This is a genomic window from Halorubrum ejinorense, from assembly GCF_055389685.1.
On record NZ_AP043777.1, the window covers coordinates 989,991 to 1,004,782 of the forward strand.

General features: G+C 72.0%; 16 protein-coding genes. 11 read left to right on the top strand and 5 right to left on the bottom strand.

All coding sequences use genetic code 11. The annotated features are described in order from the left end of the window. Positions 1–78: 78 nt before the first annotated feature. The 4 genes from ACZ5KW_RS06000 to ACZ5KW_RS06015 all read left to right on the top strand — a co-directional run bounded on the left by ACZ5KW_RS06000 (position 79) and on the right by ACZ5KW_RS06015 (position 3,788). Positions 79–792 carry an HAD family hydrolase gene (locus ACZ5KW_RS06000; RefSeq protein WP_343775347.1) on the top strand — a complete coding sequence of 238 codons (714 nt, stop codon included), beginning with the start codon at positions 79–81 and terminating at the stop codon, positions 790–792. Continuing rightward, entirely contained in the window at positions 789–1,478 is a 690-nt protein-coding gene (locus ACZ5KW_RS06005; RefSeq protein WP_343775345.1) for a class II aldolase/adducin family protein, read from the top strand. The genes ACZ5KW_RS06000 and ACZ5KW_RS06005 overlap by 4 nt, the downstream gene beginning before the upstream one ends. Positions 1,479–1,569: 91 nt before the next feature. Continuing rightward, positions 1,570–2,541: a ribose 1,5-bisphosphate isomerase gene (locus ACZ5KW_RS06010; protein WP_343775344.1), complete on the top strand. Its 972-nt coding sequence runs from the start codon at positions 1,570–1,572 to the stop codon at positions 2,539–2,541. After that, positions 2,538–3,788, top strand: a complete 1,251-nt coding sequence (locus tag ACZ5KW_RS06015) for an ATP-dependent ribose-1-phosphate kinase (RefSeq protein WP_343775343.1) — start codon at positions 2,538–2,540, stop codon at positions 3,786–3,788. Before ACZ5KW_RS06010 ends, ACZ5KW_RS06015 begins: the two co-directional genes overlap by 4 nt. Before the next feature lie 37 nt (positions 3,789–3,825). Here ACZ5KW_RS06015 and ACZ5KW_RS06020 read toward each other — a convergent pair whose 3' ends face one another. Both ACZ5KW_RS06020 and ACZ5KW_RS06025 read right to left on the bottom strand, forming a co-directional pair. Next, positions 3,826–5,073: a hypothetical protein gene (locus ACZ5KW_RS06020; protein WP_343775341.1), complete on the bottom strand. Its 1,248-nt coding sequence runs from the start codon at positions 5,071–5,073 to the stop codon at positions 3,826–3,828. 99 nt (positions 5,074–5,172) lie between these two features. After that, positions 5,173–6,282 carry an asparaginase domain-containing protein gene (locus ACZ5KW_RS06025; RefSeq protein ID WP_343775340.1) on the bottom strand — a complete coding sequence of 370 codons (1,110 nt, stop codon included), beginning with the start codon at positions 6,280–6,282 and terminating at the stop codon, positions 5,173–5,175. Positions 6,283–6,563: 281 nt separating this feature from the next. Here ACZ5KW_RS06025 and ACZ5KW_RS06030 point away from each other — a divergent pair, with 281 nt between their 5' ends. The 3 genes from ACZ5KW_RS06030 (at position 6,564) to ACZ5KW_RS06040 (ending at position 9,589) form a co-directional block, all read left to right on the top strand. After that, positions 6,564–6,785, top strand: coding sequence for a DUF8028 family protein (locus ACZ5KW_RS06030; RefSeq protein ID WP_343775339.1), 222 nt, complete (start codon positions 6,564–6,566; stop codon positions 6,783–6,785). A 180-nt stretch (positions 6,786–6,965) separates the two neighbouring features. Continuing rightward, positions 6,966–8,624: a DUF255 domain-containing protein gene (locus ACZ5KW_RS06035; RefSeq protein ID WP_343775338.1), complete on the top strand. Its 1,659-nt coding sequence runs from the start codon at positions 6,966–6,968 to the stop codon at positions 8,622–8,624. Positions 8,625–8,782: 158 nt separating this feature from the next. Then, positions 8,783–9,589: a TrmB family transcriptional regulator gene (locus ACZ5KW_RS06040; protein ID WP_343775337.1), complete on the top strand. Its 807-nt coding sequence runs from the start codon at positions 8,783–8,785 to the stop codon at positions 9,587–9,589. Positions 9,590–9,690: 101 nt separating this feature from the next. On the opposite strand, the gene mptA is transcribed toward ACZ5KW_RS06040, so the two are convergent. Then, entirely contained in the window at positions 9,691–10,617 is a 927-nt protein-coding gene (gene mptA / locus ACZ5KW_RS06045; RefSeq protein WP_343775336.1) for a GTP cyclohydrolase MptA, read from the bottom strand. A 225-nt stretch (positions 10,618–10,842) separates the two neighbouring features. On the opposite strand from mptA, the gene ACZ5KW_RS06050 reads away from it, so the two are divergent. Continuing rightward, the gene (locus ACZ5KW_RS06050; RefSeq protein WP_343775334.1) at positions 10,843–11,136 is read left to right on the top strand and encodes a 50S ribosomal protein L21e; all 294 of its coding nucleotides are present in this window, start codon (positions 10,843–10,845) and stop codon (positions 11,134–11,136) included. 1 nt (position 11,137) lies between these two features. Next, positions 11,138–11,494 carry an RNA polymerase Rpb4 family protein gene (locus tag ACZ5KW_RS06055; RefSeq protein ID WP_343775331.1) on the top strand — a complete coding sequence of 119 codons (357 nt, stop codon included), beginning with the start codon at positions 11,138–11,140 and terminating at the stop codon, positions 11,492–11,494. Positions 11,495–11,563: 69 nt separating this feature from the next. Here ACZ5KW_RS06055 and ACZ5KW_RS06060 read toward each other — a convergent pair whose 3' ends face one another. Beyond that, positions 11,564–12,280 carry a class I SAM-dependent methyltransferase gene (locus ACZ5KW_RS06060; protein WP_343775328.1) on the bottom strand — a complete coding sequence of 239 codons (717 nt, stop codon included), beginning with the start codon at positions 12,278–12,280 and terminating at the stop codon, positions 11,564–11,566. Beyond that, complete coding sequence (locus tag ACZ5KW_RS06065) at positions 12,238–13,086, bottom strand: hypothetical protein (RefSeq protein WP_343775325.1); 849 nt, start codon at positions 13,084–13,086, stop codon at positions 12,238–12,240. Before ACZ5KW_RS06065 ends, ACZ5KW_RS06060 begins: the two co-directional genes overlap by 43 nt. 103 nt (positions 13,087–13,189) lie before the next feature. On the opposite strand from ACZ5KW_RS06065, the gene ACZ5KW_RS06070 reads away from it, so the two are divergent. Together ACZ5KW_RS06070 and ACZ5KW_RS06075 are read left to right on the top strand one after the other, a co-directional pair. Next, on the top strand, positions 13,190–13,822 hold the full coding sequence (locus ACZ5KW_RS06070) for a DUF655 domain-containing protein (RefSeq protein ID WP_343775322.1): 633 nt from the start codon (positions 13,190–13,192) through the stop codon (positions 13,820–13,822). 69 nt (positions 13,823–13,891) lie between these two features. Next, entirely contained in the window at positions 13,892–14,791 is a 900-nt protein-coding gene (locus ACZ5KW_RS06075) for a 16S ribosomal RNA methyltransferase A (RefSeq protein WP_343775320.1), read from the top strand. Position 14,792 lies beyond the last annotated feature (1 nt).

The window sequence follows — 14,792 nt, forward strand, 5'->3', positions numbered from 1 at the left end:
GTCCCCGAACGGGCCGTTCCGTGCTGGTTCGCGGCCGCGTCGAACCACGCTTAAGTCGGTGCCGCGCGGAGTCCGGCCATGAGCTACGAGGCGGTGTGTTTCGACCTCGACAACACGCTGTATCCGTACGCCCCCTGTAACGAGGCGGGCAAGCGGGCCGCGCTCGCCGCGCTCCGCGAGCGGGGGTACGATCTGGACCGCGAGTCGTTCGACGACCTGTACGCGACCGGGCGACGGGCGGCGAAACGGGAGACGCGAACCACCGCCGCCTCCCACGACCGTCACATCTACTTCAAGCGGGGGTTGCGCCGCCACGCCGGCGAGCGCGACGCCGCGACCGCGCTGGCGGCCGGCGACGCCTACTGGGACGGCTACGTCGCGGCCATGTCGCTGTGTGACGGCGTCGAGGCCGCGTTCGACCGGCTCGCCGCCGAGGGCGTCGCGGTCGCCGTGGTGACGAACCTCACGACGCGGGTCCAACTGCGCAAGCTGGCGAGCCTGGGGATCGACGACCGGGTGGACCTCCTCGTCACCTCCGAGGAGGTGGGCCGCGAGAAGCCGAGCGCGCTCCCGTTCACGACCGCGCTGTCGACGCTCGACCGCCGGCCCAGCGAGACGCTGATGGTCGGCGACAACGTCGACGCCGACGTGGTCGGCGGGAACGCGGTCGGGATGGACACGGCGCTTTTCGTCGCCGACGGCGACGCCCCGCCCGCGGCGGCCCTCGACGGCGACCGCTCCCCTGACCACCGGCTCGACGCCCTCGCCGACGTGACGGAGGTGGCGACGTGACCCGCGACGGCGCCGACGCCGACCCGGGCGCGAACTCGGACCTCCTGCGCGAGGCACGCGAGGCGGTCGTCGAGTACGCACCCGCGCTGGCGGACCTGACGCCGGCCCGGACCGGAAACCTGAGCGTCCGCGACGGCGACCGCGTCGCGGTCACGCCCACCGGCGTGCCCTACGACTCCTTCGACGCCGCCGACGTGCCGGTCGTCTCGCTCGACGGCGAGCGGCTGGCCGGGCGGATGGCGCCCTCCAGCGAGGTGCCGATGCACACGGGCATCTACAAACACGACCGACCGGGCGCCATCGTCCACACCCACTCGCCGTGGGCGACGACGATGGCGACGCTCGGCCGGAAGCTCCCGCCGGTCCACTACATGATCGCGGCCGTGGGGCGAGAGGTCCCGCTGGCCGACTACGCGCCGTACGGCACCGAGGAGCTGGCCGCGAACGTCGTCGCTGCGATGGCCGAGGCGGACTCCGACGCAGCCATCCTCGCGAGCCACGGGCTCGTCGTCACCGGCCCCGATGTCGGGACGGCCGTCGAGAACACCCGCCACGTCGAGGACCTCTGTCGGCTCTACCTGCGCGCGTCCGCCGTCGGCGAGCCGACCGTCCTCACCGACGAGCAGCTGGCGACCGTCGAGGAGCGGTTCGAGAGCTACGGCCAACAGCCGGGCGACGACGACTGATCCCGGCGGTCCGCCACCGCTCACGCCGACGCGCCTCGCCTCCCGGACGCGGAGCCGGTTTTATAAATACCGGGCGGGTCACGGGATCGGTATGACAGACACCGATCCGGCGCCGGCGGTCGGCGAGACCGCGGAGTCGATCGCGACGATGGAGATCCGAGGCGCGGCTACCATCGCCTCCGCGGCCGCCGAGGCCCTGGCGGACCAGGCCGAGGCGGCGGCCGACGCGGAGCCGACCGCGAGCGACCCCGAGGCGTTCCGCGCGTCGCTGCGCGCTGCCGGTCGGACGCTCCGCGAGACGCGGCCGACGGCCGTCTCGCTGCCGAACGCGCTCCGGTACGTCCTCCAGCGGATGGAGGGGGACTCGGTCGACGCGCTCCGCGACAGCGTCGTCGACGCGAGCGAGGCGTTCGTCCGCCAGCTCGACCGCGCGCAGGAGGACCTCGGACAGGTGGGCGCGAACCGCCTCGCCGACGGCGACACGGTGATGACCCACTGTCACTCGACGGACGCGCTCGCGTGTATCGAGGCGGCCGTCGAGCAGGGGAAGTCGATCTCGGCGGTCGTCAAGGAGACGCGCCCGCGCCAGCAGGGGCACATCACCGCCGAACAGCTCCGCGACATCGGCGTCCCGGTGACGCTGATCGTCGACTCCGCGGCGCGGCGCTACCTCGACGAGGTCGACCACGTCGTCGTCGGCGCCGACTCGATCGCCGCGGACGGCGGCGTCATCAACAAGATCGGCACGTCGGGACTCGCCGTCAACGCCCGCGAGCGCGGGGTCCCCATCATGACCGCGGCCCAGACGATCAAGCTCCACCCGGAGACGCTGACGGGCCACACCGTCGAGATCGAGATGCGCTCGGAAGCGGAGGTGATCGAGTCGGAGGAACGCGAGGCGATCGGCGAGATCACCGTCGAGAACCCGGCCTTCGACGTGACGCCGCCGCGGTACATGGACGCGATCGTCACCGAGCAGGGGCAGTTCCCGCCCGAGAGCATCGTGACGCTGATGCGGGAGCTGTTCGGCGAGGGCGCCGCCGAGCCCTGGGCGGAACCATGAGCGGACGCGACGACGCGTCCGAGCCCGACGACGGCGGCGTCGACGACTGGGACGAGACGGTCGCCGAGTGGGACCGCGAGGTCGACGACTGGGAGGGCGACGCCCCGAGCGACGGGCGCGACTCGGAGGCCGCCTCGGCCGACGACGCGAGCGATTCCGACCCTGCGGACCCCCGTTCGGAGGCTACCGACTCTGAATCCGCCGACCGGGACGGCGGCACTCGCGACGGCGATGCCGGAGGCGTCGACCCGGCGGTCGACCGCGACCCGGACCTGACGCCGGGCGACTCCGACCGCGTTCCGAAGGTGATCGCCGCGGGCCACATCAACTGGGACGTCACGATCCACGTCGATCAGCTCCCGGAGGCCGACGGCGAGACCCGGATCGAGCGGCTCGAACAGTCCGGCGGCGGCAGCGCCGCGAACGTCGCGGTCGGGCTGGTCGATCTGGGCGGGCAGTCGGTCGTCTACGGCAGCGTCGGCGGCGACGAGTCGGGCGCGCTGGCGCTGCGCGAGCTGTCGAAGGCCGGCGTCGACCCCGGGCAGGTGCTCGTCGACGCCGCCGAGCCCACCTCGGTGAAGTACGTGATCGTCGACGGGGACGGGGAACTGCTCATGCTCGCCAACGACGGCGCAAACGAGTCCTTCTCGGCCGCCGGGCTCGACCGAGACACGCTGGCGGCCGCCGACCACCTCCACCTCACCGGCCAGCAGCCGGCGACCGCGGCGGCGCTCGCGACCGCAGCGGGCGAGGTCGATGCCACCCGGAGCTTCGACCCCGGTCGCCGCGTCGCCGACCGCGAGTTCGACGCGGCGCTCCACGCCACCGACGTGCTGTTCCTCAACGACCGCGAGGCCGAGGCGCTCGCGAACGCCACCGACATCGACCCGTGGGAGCCCGACGACCGCGTGGTCGCGATCAAGCTCGGCGACGAGGGCGCGACGGTCCGGACGCCGCACGGCAGCGTCTCGCACCCGGGGTTCGACGTCGAGCCGGTCGACACGACCGGCGCCGGCGACGCCTTCGCCGCCGGGTTCCTCGCGGCCGCGCTGCGGGAGCCGGAGATCACCGGTGACGGCTTCTCACACGACCCCCGCGACTATCAGGTACCGCTTCTCGTCGGCAACGCCTGCGGGGCCGTCGCGACCGAGTCGGTGACCGCGCGCACCGACCTCTCGTGGGACCGCGTCCGCGAGACGATGGGCGAGTCGCCGGAGACCGACCTGCTGATCGAAGTACGGGCCTGACGCGACCGCCGCACTGCCGCGCCCCGAACGCCCGGCCTTACCCCTCGTAGTCGAACGCCACCGCGAGGTCGTCGGCGCCGAAGAAGACGAACCGATACCGACCGGGAACGAGGTCCGGACAGACCCGGAAGGCGTCCGCGCGCGGGCCGTCCTCGACGAGTCCAGTCTCGGTCATCTCGAACTCCCACTCCAGCGTCCCGCCCGGCGGAACGGCGATCGCCAGGTCGTTGTACCCGACGCCGGGGTCGCCGTCGGTGCCGCGGAGCTCGGTCCAGCCGCCTTCTGTCCGGAGCTCTAGGTTGTACTTCGCCCGACTGCCGACGGACGCCGCGTCGCCCGAGACGTTCGTCAGTTCGATCCGGAACCGGTCCCCGCGGGCGACGGTGAGGTCGTCCGCGTCGCCGTCGCCTCCGCTCCCGGCGGCGTCCGTCGGCTCGTCTCCGGTGGCGTCGCCGAAGTCGGTCACGACCCGGAGCGCGAGTGAGCCGTCGTCTCCGTCGCCGTCCGAACCGATTCCCCCGCCGCTACCCCAGTTGACGCCGCCCTCGTACAGCTGCGGATGTCGCTCGAAACCGTCGGCGTCGCAGTCGAACGACGCCGGCAGACTCGACGGCTCCCCGTCGGGGCGAATCCCGCCGCGGAGTCGCTCGGGGTCGAGAATACCGTCGTCGCTTCGGAGCGTGCCAGTCTCACCCCAGCCGTCGGTGATCGAGAGCCGCGCCGCGTCGGGGAGCGGCCCGCCGGTGACCCGGACGAACGCACCCGAGTACGTGATCGCTTCGCCGCAGGCCACGTCGTCGTCGCCGGGTCCCAGCACCGTCGCGTCCGCGACGAAGGTCCCGTCCTCGACGCCGGCCCCGTCGAACGTGATCTCGTCGTAGCAGGTGTTCGGCCCGACCGACTCGACGTAACAGAGCACCGACTCCGCGAAGTCGGTCTCGGCGACGAACTCCTCCGCTTCCTCGGGCGCCTCGGCGAGCAGCCACGAGGGATCGTCGTCCGCGGTGAAAAGCGCACAGAACCCCAGCCGTTCCGTCCGTTTCCAACTGGCCCCCGAGAGGGCCGCACCGGTCTGCTGGACGACGAACGAGTGCTCGTCGCCGCCGTCGTCATCGTCGTCGCCGTCGCCGCCGTCGGTTCCGTTTCCGTCGGTGCCGCTCCCGTCGGTGCCGTCGCTCCCGTCTCTGCCCGTGGCCGGCCCCCCGGCCTCGGTACACCCGGCGAGCGCGACGACGCTTCCGGTGCCGATCCCGTAGCAGGCCGCTCGTCGCGTGAGGTCGCTCATGCTTCCGGGCACGCGGTCGACGCATAAGGCCCTCGTGTAAACGAAAACGCGCGTCTCACCCATCGCGATCGCCGACGAAATCGGGGGTGTCCCCGGCCCTCACGCCGGCGGCGCGAACAGCGCCTCGATCCCGTCTCGGTCGAGGTCGGCTGCGAGGCCGAGCGCGAGCGCGACGCGCGCCTTCGCGGCCGGCAGGTCGCCCGCGAACGTCACCCCGTGGTCCGCGAGCGTGACGGCGCCGCCCGGGGTCCCGTACACCGGCTCCGTCGGCCCGGCGGGCGGGCGGCCGGCGACGACGACCGGAACGGACTCGACCGCCTCGCCGAGCGCGTCTCCGAGCGCGCCGGTGACGTTTCCGAGGCCGGTCCCCTCGACGACGACCCCACCGACATCCGCGTCGAGCGCGCGTTCGAACGCGCCCGCGCCGACGCCGGTCCCCGAGTGGATAACGGGGACCTCCGGCACGTCCGCCGGGCCCTCGATCGCGTCCGTGAGGGGCTCGACCGAGACGCCGCGTTCGGGTGCGCGGAGGACCCTCGACGCGGCCCGGGTGAACGTCGCGACCGGCCCCGACCCCGGCGAGGTCATCGTCGACAGCGCGTTGCTGTGGCCCTTCACGGCGTCGCGGGCGGCGTGCAGTTCGTCGTCGAACGCGACGTGGACGCCCGCCGCGAACCGGTCGTCCGCGGCCGCCCGCACGGCGAGCGCGAGGTTCGCCGGCACGTCGCTGGACGGCTCGTCGAGCCGTCGCTGCGCCCCCGTCACGACGACCGGCGCGTCGAGGTCCGTGAGGAGGTCGAGCGCGAACGCGGTGTCCGCGAGGGTGTCCGTCCCGTGGGTGACGACGACCCCGTCCGCGTCGCCCGATCCCTCCGCCGTCCCGCCGCTGTCGCCTCCGACCTCCCCTTCGCCGACCGCGTCGCGAACGGCGTCGGCGGTCGCGAGCACGTCGCCCCACCGGACGTCGAACCCGGGCTGTGAACACACCTCTCTGGTCGTCACCCGCGCGTGGTCGGCCGCGGCCGGCACCGCCTCGACGAGGTCGGCGCCGGTCTTCTCGGGCGCCGCGCCGCCGTCGCTCGGCTCGGAGGCGATGGTGCCGCCGCAGGCGACGACGGCCACCGTCGGCCGGCCGCCGTCGGTGCGCGCCGCCGAACGGTCGCCGTCTCTCCGGTCGTCGCGTCGGTCGGATCGAGCGGTCTCGGTCATACCCTCACTTCGCCCCCGGACGGACAAAGCGGTTGGTGACGCGGCAGTCGGTCGGCCTCGGGTTCGTCGGTCCGAAGCGATCGAACCGGTCCGGAGCGGGCGGATCGGTCCTGGCGGGGGCGATCGGTGTCGATCGCGAAACAAAGGGTTAGAGAACGCGATAAACGATTAGAGTTGCTCTGAATCGGTTTTAAAACGTCTCGATCGAACGAGAAACGAGGTGAAATTCGGCGAACCCTCGTCGGGGTATATGTGGGGTCCCGTCGTACGGAGAAGCGTCCATGTCAACCCCCGCTCCGACGCAGATCGCCTCCGGCGAACGACTCGCCGGACTGATGACCGGCACCGTCAAGGCCGCCGCCTTCTGGGCGGCGATCGCCATCCCGGCCACCTACCCCGTCCTGCTGTACTCCGGTCTCGACGACGGTACCGGGCGGCTGTTCGTCGCCCTGCTGTTCGCGAACGCCCTCGCGCTCGCGCTCGGTCACGACCACAAGCGCTGACGGTCCGAACGCCGAATCGCTCGTCCGAACGCCGACGCGTCGCTCGGACACCGGCGCGACGCCCTCCCGCCCTCCTGCGTCCGTTCTCTCCGCCCGTCTCCTCCGGCTTCGATCCCCTAGTGCTCGCTCCGCGCCTTCCGCTCTCGAAGCGCTTACCCACGCCCCGGTCCGACTGCGGGTATGAGCGACGAGACCCGCGTCGAGTGGCGCGACTGGGGCCCAGAGGCGTTCGCCGAGGCCGACGAGCGCGACTGCCCGGTGCTGCTCTCGCTGTCGGCCACGTGGTGCGAGGGCTGTCACGAGATGGACGCGATCACCTACGCGGAGCCGCGCATCGCCGCCAACGTCAACGAGGGGTTCGTCCCCGTCCGCGTCGACGTGGACCGCCACCCGCGGGTCCGCGAGCGGTACAACATGGGCGGGTTCCCGACGACCGCCTTCCTGACTCCCGAGGGAGAACTGCTCACGGGCGCGGGCTACCTCGACGTCGACGGGATGCGACAGGTCCTCGAGTCCGTCCGGTCGATGTGGACCGAGAAGGGCCGCGACGCCGGGCGCGTCCCGCGCGCGCTCAACGCCGACCTGCCGCCCCGCGGCGAGTTGACCGACGAGATAGAGAGCCACCTGGCGGGTCAGGTGGAGGTGAAGTACGACGACGACTACGCCGGCTGGGGGACCGACGCGAAGTTCCCGCTGCCCCGCACCGTCGAGTTCGCGCTGAAGCGGGACCGGAACCGCGCGCTCCGGACGCTCGACGCGGTCCGCGACCACCTCACCGACGACGTCGACGGCGGCTTCTTCCGGTACGCCGGCACGAGCGACTGGGGCGACGTGGCCTACGAGAAGCCGCTCGACACGAACGCCGCGGTGACGCGGGCGTTCGCGAACGCGTTCCTCCACACCGGCGACGAGGCGTACCTCGACCCCGCGCTCGACGCCGTCGAGTTCCTCACCGACGACCTCTGGACCGGCTACGGCGTCGGCGGGAGCCTCGGGCCCGGACTCGGTCGCGCGTACTACGCGGCGCCCGCCGAGGAGCGCGCCGACTTGGACGAGCCGCGCCGCGACCTGACGGTCTTCGCCGGCGGCAACGCGCTCGCCGCGGACGCCCTGCTCGCGGTGACCGCCTACACCGACGACGAGCGCGCCCGGGGGTACGCCGACCGGATACTCGACGGGCTCGAACGCGACCTGATCGACGCCGACAGCGGCGAGGTGACGCACTATCGCGGCAGCGACGAGGCCGGCGAGTCCGACCTGCTGGAGGACGCCGCCCGCGTGGTCGAGGCGTACGTCCGCGCCGCCGGGGTCCGCGGCGAGGGGATCGATGTCGCCCGCGCCGTCGCCGACCGAGCGATCGGTCGGCTCCGCGTCGACGGGTCGTTCGTCGACGGGCCGCGCTCGGGGCCGGGACTGCTCGACCGGTCGTTCCGCCCGCTCGACGCCAACGTCGAGATGGCGACGGCGCTCGCCGACCTGGCCGCGTTCACCGGCGAGGACCGCTACCGCGAGGTCGCGCGGGAGACGGCCGAGGCGTTCGCCGGCGCCACCGAGCGGCTGGGCGTCCAGGTGGCCGGCTACGGGAGCCTCGTCGGTCGGCTGCGCCGCGGCACGACCGTCATCGGGGTCGGCGCCGACCCCGGAAGCGACCTCCACCGCGCCGCGTGGCGGGTCGCCGACCACGAGAAGGTGGTCGTCCCGAACGCCGACGACGCCGACGGCTCTCTCCCCCGGTCGGTCCCGTCGGGAACCGCGGTCGTCTTCGCCGGCGACGACGCCTCCGAACCGGCGGAAACCCCCGACGAGTTGATGGATCAGGTCGGCGAGGTGCTGAGCTAACGCCTGCCGTCGGGTTGATCGGGCGCGTTACCGGGACTGCGTCGAATCCACCGCGGGATCGCCGAAACGACCCAGCGCGGTGTCCGGCGCGCTCCCGCGCTCCGGTCCGGATCGTAAACGGGCGACGTGTTTATACGGATGCCGCGGCATCCCCGGGTATGGCATCTCTCCGCGATCTGGGGCTCTCCGAGTACGAGGCCCGAGCGTACCGCGCGCTCCTCAGGACGGGGCCGACCACGGCGAAGGACCTGTCTCGGGCCAGCGAGGTTCCGATGGGGCGCATCTACGACGTGCTCAACAGCTTGGAACAGCACAACCTCGTGCGCAGTCAGGCCGCCAGCCGGCCGAAGAAGTACGTCGCGGTCGAACCGGACGCCGCGCTCGAGCGCCTCCTCGACGAGAAGAAGCGAGAGCTCCAGACGCAGGCCGAGCAGTACGAGTCGGTGGTCGACGACCTCTCGTCGGAGCTCGACGCCGGCGAGCCGGTCGACGGGCAGTTCTGGACCGCGGCCGTCGGCGCGGAGGAGGCGACCGACCTCCTCTTAGAGCGGATCTCCGCGGCCGAGCGACGGGTCGTCGTGGTTGCGGGCGCCCCCGCGACAGGCTTCGACCTCGGCACGATCGGCGAGCGCGTGACCGCGGAACTGGAGTCCGCGCTCGAACGCGGCGTCGAGATACGAGTGTTGCTGTCGCCGACGACGGTCGACGAGCTCCCGCGGAGCGTCGGCCGCCGGTACACGTCGGAGCTGACCGACATGGACGGCTTCGAGGTCAGGACGGCCCCCGGCGTCGAGGGGACGTTCAACGTGTTCGACGAGATCGAGGTGTGCATCGAGGTCCCGCACCCGCTGTCGGCGGACGAGCCGTTCGCCATGATCGACGTGAAAGACGTCGAGTTCGCGACGAGCGTGAAACAGCAGTTCGAGCCGCGGTGGTCGGAGTCGGAGCCGCTCGCGTTCGACTGACGCGACCGGACGGCGACCGAAGCGACCGGCGACCGAAGCGACCGGCGACCGAAGCGACCGCGACCAGAAGGGGTGCGACGCGAGTCGGACCGACCAGCCACCTAGCGACCGAGCTCGCCGCGGAGGTCGCCCATGGTGACCTCGCGCTCGGCGTGGGCGTTGTGCTGGTGGATCGACTCGTCGTTCGACTGTTTCATGTGGATCACGGCGTCGTCCGGGAGGTGACCGAACTCGTCGACGGTCCCCTCCGCGAGCGCCCGGACGCAGTCCTCGACGAACTTCGCGTCCGCGTGGGCCTCGTAGGTCATGTGGTCCTCGTCGGGCCGCTTCGCCATGTTGTAGATGCGCGCGCTCATCGAGTCGCGGGCGATGTCGATCACGTCCCGGAGGTCGACGTCCGGGTGACCGTCGGTCGTGATCGTCAGCGTCGCGTGGCCGCGCTGGGAGTGGCCCGGCTGCGGGACGGCGTCTAAGAACTCCTCGGTCGTCTCCTCGTCGACGCCGAGCTCGGCGAGCTTGTCTCGGGCCCGCGACTCGCTCATGCCCTGCGAGCAGGGACACACCGTCATCCCCGTCACCTCGGCGCCGATCTCCTCGCGCGTGCCGTTCTCGGTGGCGGTGGCGCTGGCGACGATCGTCGCCGTGCTCTGGGTCTCGATATCGGACGCCGGCGTGTTCTCGCGAGTGACGAGCTCGGCCGACATCGACACCTCGGCGGTGGTCGTGTACTCGTGTTTCTCTAAGAGTCGCTCCGCCGCGTCGCCGCAGACGTCCTCGACGCGGTACGCCTCGTCGCGAGTGATGTCTTCGAGAATCTCGTCGACGGTCGCGAGGTTCCGCGACATGTCGATCCCCTTCCGGCCGCTCGGGAGGTCGACGAACACCTCGAACTCCGCCATGAGAACGATCGGTCGCTTGTCGCCGCGCGCCAGTTTGACGAGTTTCTCCACGCCGGTAACGCCGACCTGCGAGAGCCCGACGGTGACGTCGGGGGCCGACGCCTGTACGTCCGGCAGCTGATGGCTCATTACGAATACGTTAGGGAGTTCGCAGGATTAGCCCTTTCGGAAGGGGGAGGTGCGTCTGGTAGTCGCACGCGCCGGCCGAGCGCGCGCGAGCCCTGCCCGATGTCCCCATCCGCTCGCGTTCCCATCCCCTCGCGTTCTCGCCCGCTGCGCGTGTGTGACGGAGCCACGCGCAGCGGGTCGTAACGCACGATTTATAACGGCGGCTGCGGAACGTATCCCAAGACCATGCCGAGTTCCAATGGGCCTCAGAAGGCGACCCGCGACAAGCTCTCGAACAAACCCCGCGACCGCGGTACCTCGCCGCCGCAGCGAGCGATCCAGGAGTTCGACGAGGGGTCGCAGGTCCACCTCAAGATCGACCCGAGCGTCCCGAAGGGCCGCTTCCACCCCCGCTTCGACGGCCGAACCGGCACCGTCGTCGGCAAACAGGGATCGGCGTTCAAAGTCGAGATCTCGGACGGCGGCAAGACGAAGACGCTCATCGTCACCGCCGCCCACATGCGGGCGCAGCAGAACTGAGATGACGATCTTCAAAGAGAAGCTCGACGAGGAGTACGTCACCACCTCCGAGGCGAAGGAGATCCTCGTGGAGATCGAAGACGAGCGCGCGGCCGACGAGGAGCGCGACCTCCGCTACGAGCTGGCGCGAGCGATCGAGCACGTCAACCGGTTCGCGAAGCTCGACGCCGACGAGTCGCGAGAGCTCGTCGAGGAGCTCACCGAACTGGAGCAGATCGACCTGCCGACCGCGGTGAAGATCACGGACCTCCTCCCCGAGGACCGCACGGAGCTCCGCTCGGTGTTCGCCCAGGAGCGCTACTCGCTCGACGGCGAGGAGCTCGACGAGATTCTCGACGTCGTCGCGAAGTACGCCTGAACGCGGCCCGACGGCGCCTTCCTCACGTTCCGCTTTCCACCATTCCCGTCCGGCCGGCGGCCCGCCGGCTCAGGAGTCGCGTCCCGCCTCGATGACGATGGTCCCGAACAGCCGGCGCTGTCCCTCGCGGACGGTCGTGGCGTCGTCGAGCGCGCGCCGCGCGGCGGCGGTCCGCTCGGCCAACAGCGCCAGCGGGTCGCCCGTTCGCGCGTCGAAGAGCCGGCCGTTCAGTCGAACGAACGCCCGAAGCGCCGCGTTCGCCGGGCGGCTCCCCTCGGGCGCGAAGGCGGCGACGACGACGGCGTCGGCGAGGGCGCACCAGCGGCGCACGACCGCGTACGAGTCGGGGAACAGCGACGTGACGAAGGTCGCGAGGACGCCGTCGGCGGCCGCGACCGGCGGGCGCTCGGCGTCGCCCTCGACGAGCGAGACGTTCTCCCACCCGCGGCGCTCGACGAGGGCCGCCGCCCGGTCGAGCATCCGGGTGGAGACGTCGACGCCGACGACCCGCCCCGTCGGACCGACGGCCTCCCGCAGCGCGGGGAGGTTGACGCCGGGACCGCAGCCGAACTCGACGACGGTGTCGCCGGGCGCGAGGTCCAGCCCGCGGACGCAGGCGGCCCGGACGCCGCCGACGGACGCCGTGGCCCGCGCGAACCAGTCGTAGACTCGCGCCCAAGCGTCGTAGCTGCGGCGGACTCGCCGCAGGCGCTCCGGGTCGCAGGCCGCCGTTCCGTCGTCGGTCACCGGTCGGCGCCCACGGCCGCGGGCGGGGTCTTCGGCCACCACTGCTCCGGGCCGTCCCGAGCGACCGTCGACTGACACTGCTCCGTGCCAGGACAGCCGCGCGGCCGCTGGTAGGCGATACCCCGTTCCGCGAGGTACGACACGTACCCGTCGTCGACGCGGTCGAGCTTCTCGTGGCACACCCATCGATCGCCGCGGGTCCCGGCCGCGACGTTCCGGTACGGACAGGTGAACGTCGTGCGCTCGACGCCCGCCTCGGAGGCCGTGTCGTCGATGTCCACCCCGACGAGCCGGTACGCGAGCCGCAGCCGGCGGACGACCGCCCCCGGCGAGGACGCCCCGAGGAACAGCCCGTACGCCAGCGCGTACCCGAAGTCGTGGAGCAGTCGCTCGCCCCGCGTCAGCGACGCCCGGTCGCCCTCCAGCCGCGACCGCAGGGTTCCGTACCACTCCGCGATCTCGCGGACGTCGTCGCGCAGCGCCGCGGCCTCCGCGAGCGCCTCGCGCCGCTCGGTCAGGATCGTCGGCCCGTCCGAGAGCCGGAACGACGGGACCGCCTCGACGTGTTCGAGCACCCGCTCGCGGAGGCAGTCGCCGTCCGCGTGCGCCGCGACGCGCCGACGGAGCTCGGGGAGCCACTCTCGCGTCAGCGCACCGTACGCGCCGTCGAGCAGGTCGTCGACCCGCGCGGCGTCGCTCGCGTCGGTCCGTCCGTCGGCCGTCCGACCGCCCGCGTCCCCGCGCTCCGCGTCCGCCGTCGCCAGCGGCCCCGCGTCCGCCTCGGGGGCGCCCCCCGGGAACGCCTCGACGAGTCGAACCAGCTCCTCCGGGTCGGGTTCTGCCATGGTATCACGTGGCACTCAACGCTCTTGAATCCGGGCGTCGCCGGTCGCGGGCGTGGTCCGTCCCGGCAGCGGTTTTTTCACCGCTCGGAGCGTTAAACGATACATGAGCCACGCCGACGGCGACGAGACGCCGGGCAACGACCGAGACGGGGGTGAGGGCGCCGCGGACGCCGGAGCGAACGGGGTCGACGACGCCGGTCCCACCGCCGTCCTGCTCGACGTGCTGCCGAACGGGCGGCCCGACGACGATCGCCCGCAGTCACGCAAGTCGCCGGTGGCGTACGGGCTCGGGGACGCCTCGTTCGCGCTGTACGAGCTCGCCCTCGACGACGACTCCGACGCATCGGTCGGCGACCGGATCGCGCTCGACGGCCCCGCGGTCGGTCGCTACCGCGAGGTGTCGTTCGACGACCTCACGCGGAACGCGGCGGCGGAGGTCGAGTACGCCGTCGAGGACGTCGTCGCTGCCGACGAGGGGCGGTTCGTCGAATTCTACAACGAGGCCGGGCCGATCACGCTCCGGCTCCACCAGCTGAACCTGCTGCCGGGGATCGGCAAGAAGCTCCGGAACGACCTGTTAGACGAGCGGAAGCGCGGGCCCTTCGAGAGCTTCGACGACGTTGAAGAGCGCATCGCCGGACTCCACCGACCGCGGGAAGTGATACTCGAACGGATCGTCGAGGAGATCCGCGAGGACGACCTGAAGTACCGGACGTTCGTCGGTCGCGAGGAGTGAGTCGACCGGATCGGCGGCGGATCGACCCCGAAACGAGACTTTTACCCGAACACCGCGTGTACCCCGGCCATGACCGACTCATCGACGGGTGAGGGCGCCGCGTACGGGCGGCGCGACCCCGACGCGCTCGCCAGGCGGGCCGGCACGCGCGCGGACCCCGACCGCGACCAGCACTTCCTCGTCGACGACCGGGTCCTCGACCGCATCCCCGGCTACCTCCCGGACGACGCCGACGCCGGTCACCTGCTGGAGATCGGCGGCGGCGCGGGCGCCCTCACTGACCGCCTGCTGGCGGCGGTAACCGCCGACGCGGGGCCCGATCCCGGCCGCGTCACCGTCGTCGAGCGCGACCGCGACTTCGCCGACTTCCTCCGCGAGGAGTTCGCGACGGCGCTGGACGCGGGGCTCCTCGACGTGGTCGAGGGCGACGCGCTCGACGTCGACCTCCCGCCGTTCACCGCCTGCGTCGCCAACCTCCCGTACGGCGTCTCCTCCGAGATCGCGTTCCGACTGCTCCCCGAGAAGAAGCCGCTCGTGTTGATGTTCCAGGCCGAGTTCGCCGAGCGCATGGTCGCGTCGGCCGGCGAATCGGAGTACGGCCGGCTCTCGGTGTCGGCGCAACACTACGCCGACGTGGAGATCGTCGAGCGCGTCCCGAAGGAGGCGTTCGACCCCCAGCCGGCGGTCGAGAGCGCGGTGGTGCGGTGTACCCCCCGCGACCCCGACTACGTCGTCGGCGACGAGGCGTTCTTCCTCCGGTTCGTGAAGGCGCTTTTCACCCAGCGTCGCAAGACGGTCCGGAACGCGGTGCGGAACACCGGACACATCTCCGGCCTCGACGAGCCTGAGGCGGTCGTCGACGCGGCCGACGAGGACCTACTCGGGCGTCGCCCCGGAACGCTAGACCCCCCGGCGTTCGCCGCGCTGGCAGAGTTGGCCCGCGAGCACGGGTCGCCGACGGAGGTGTGAG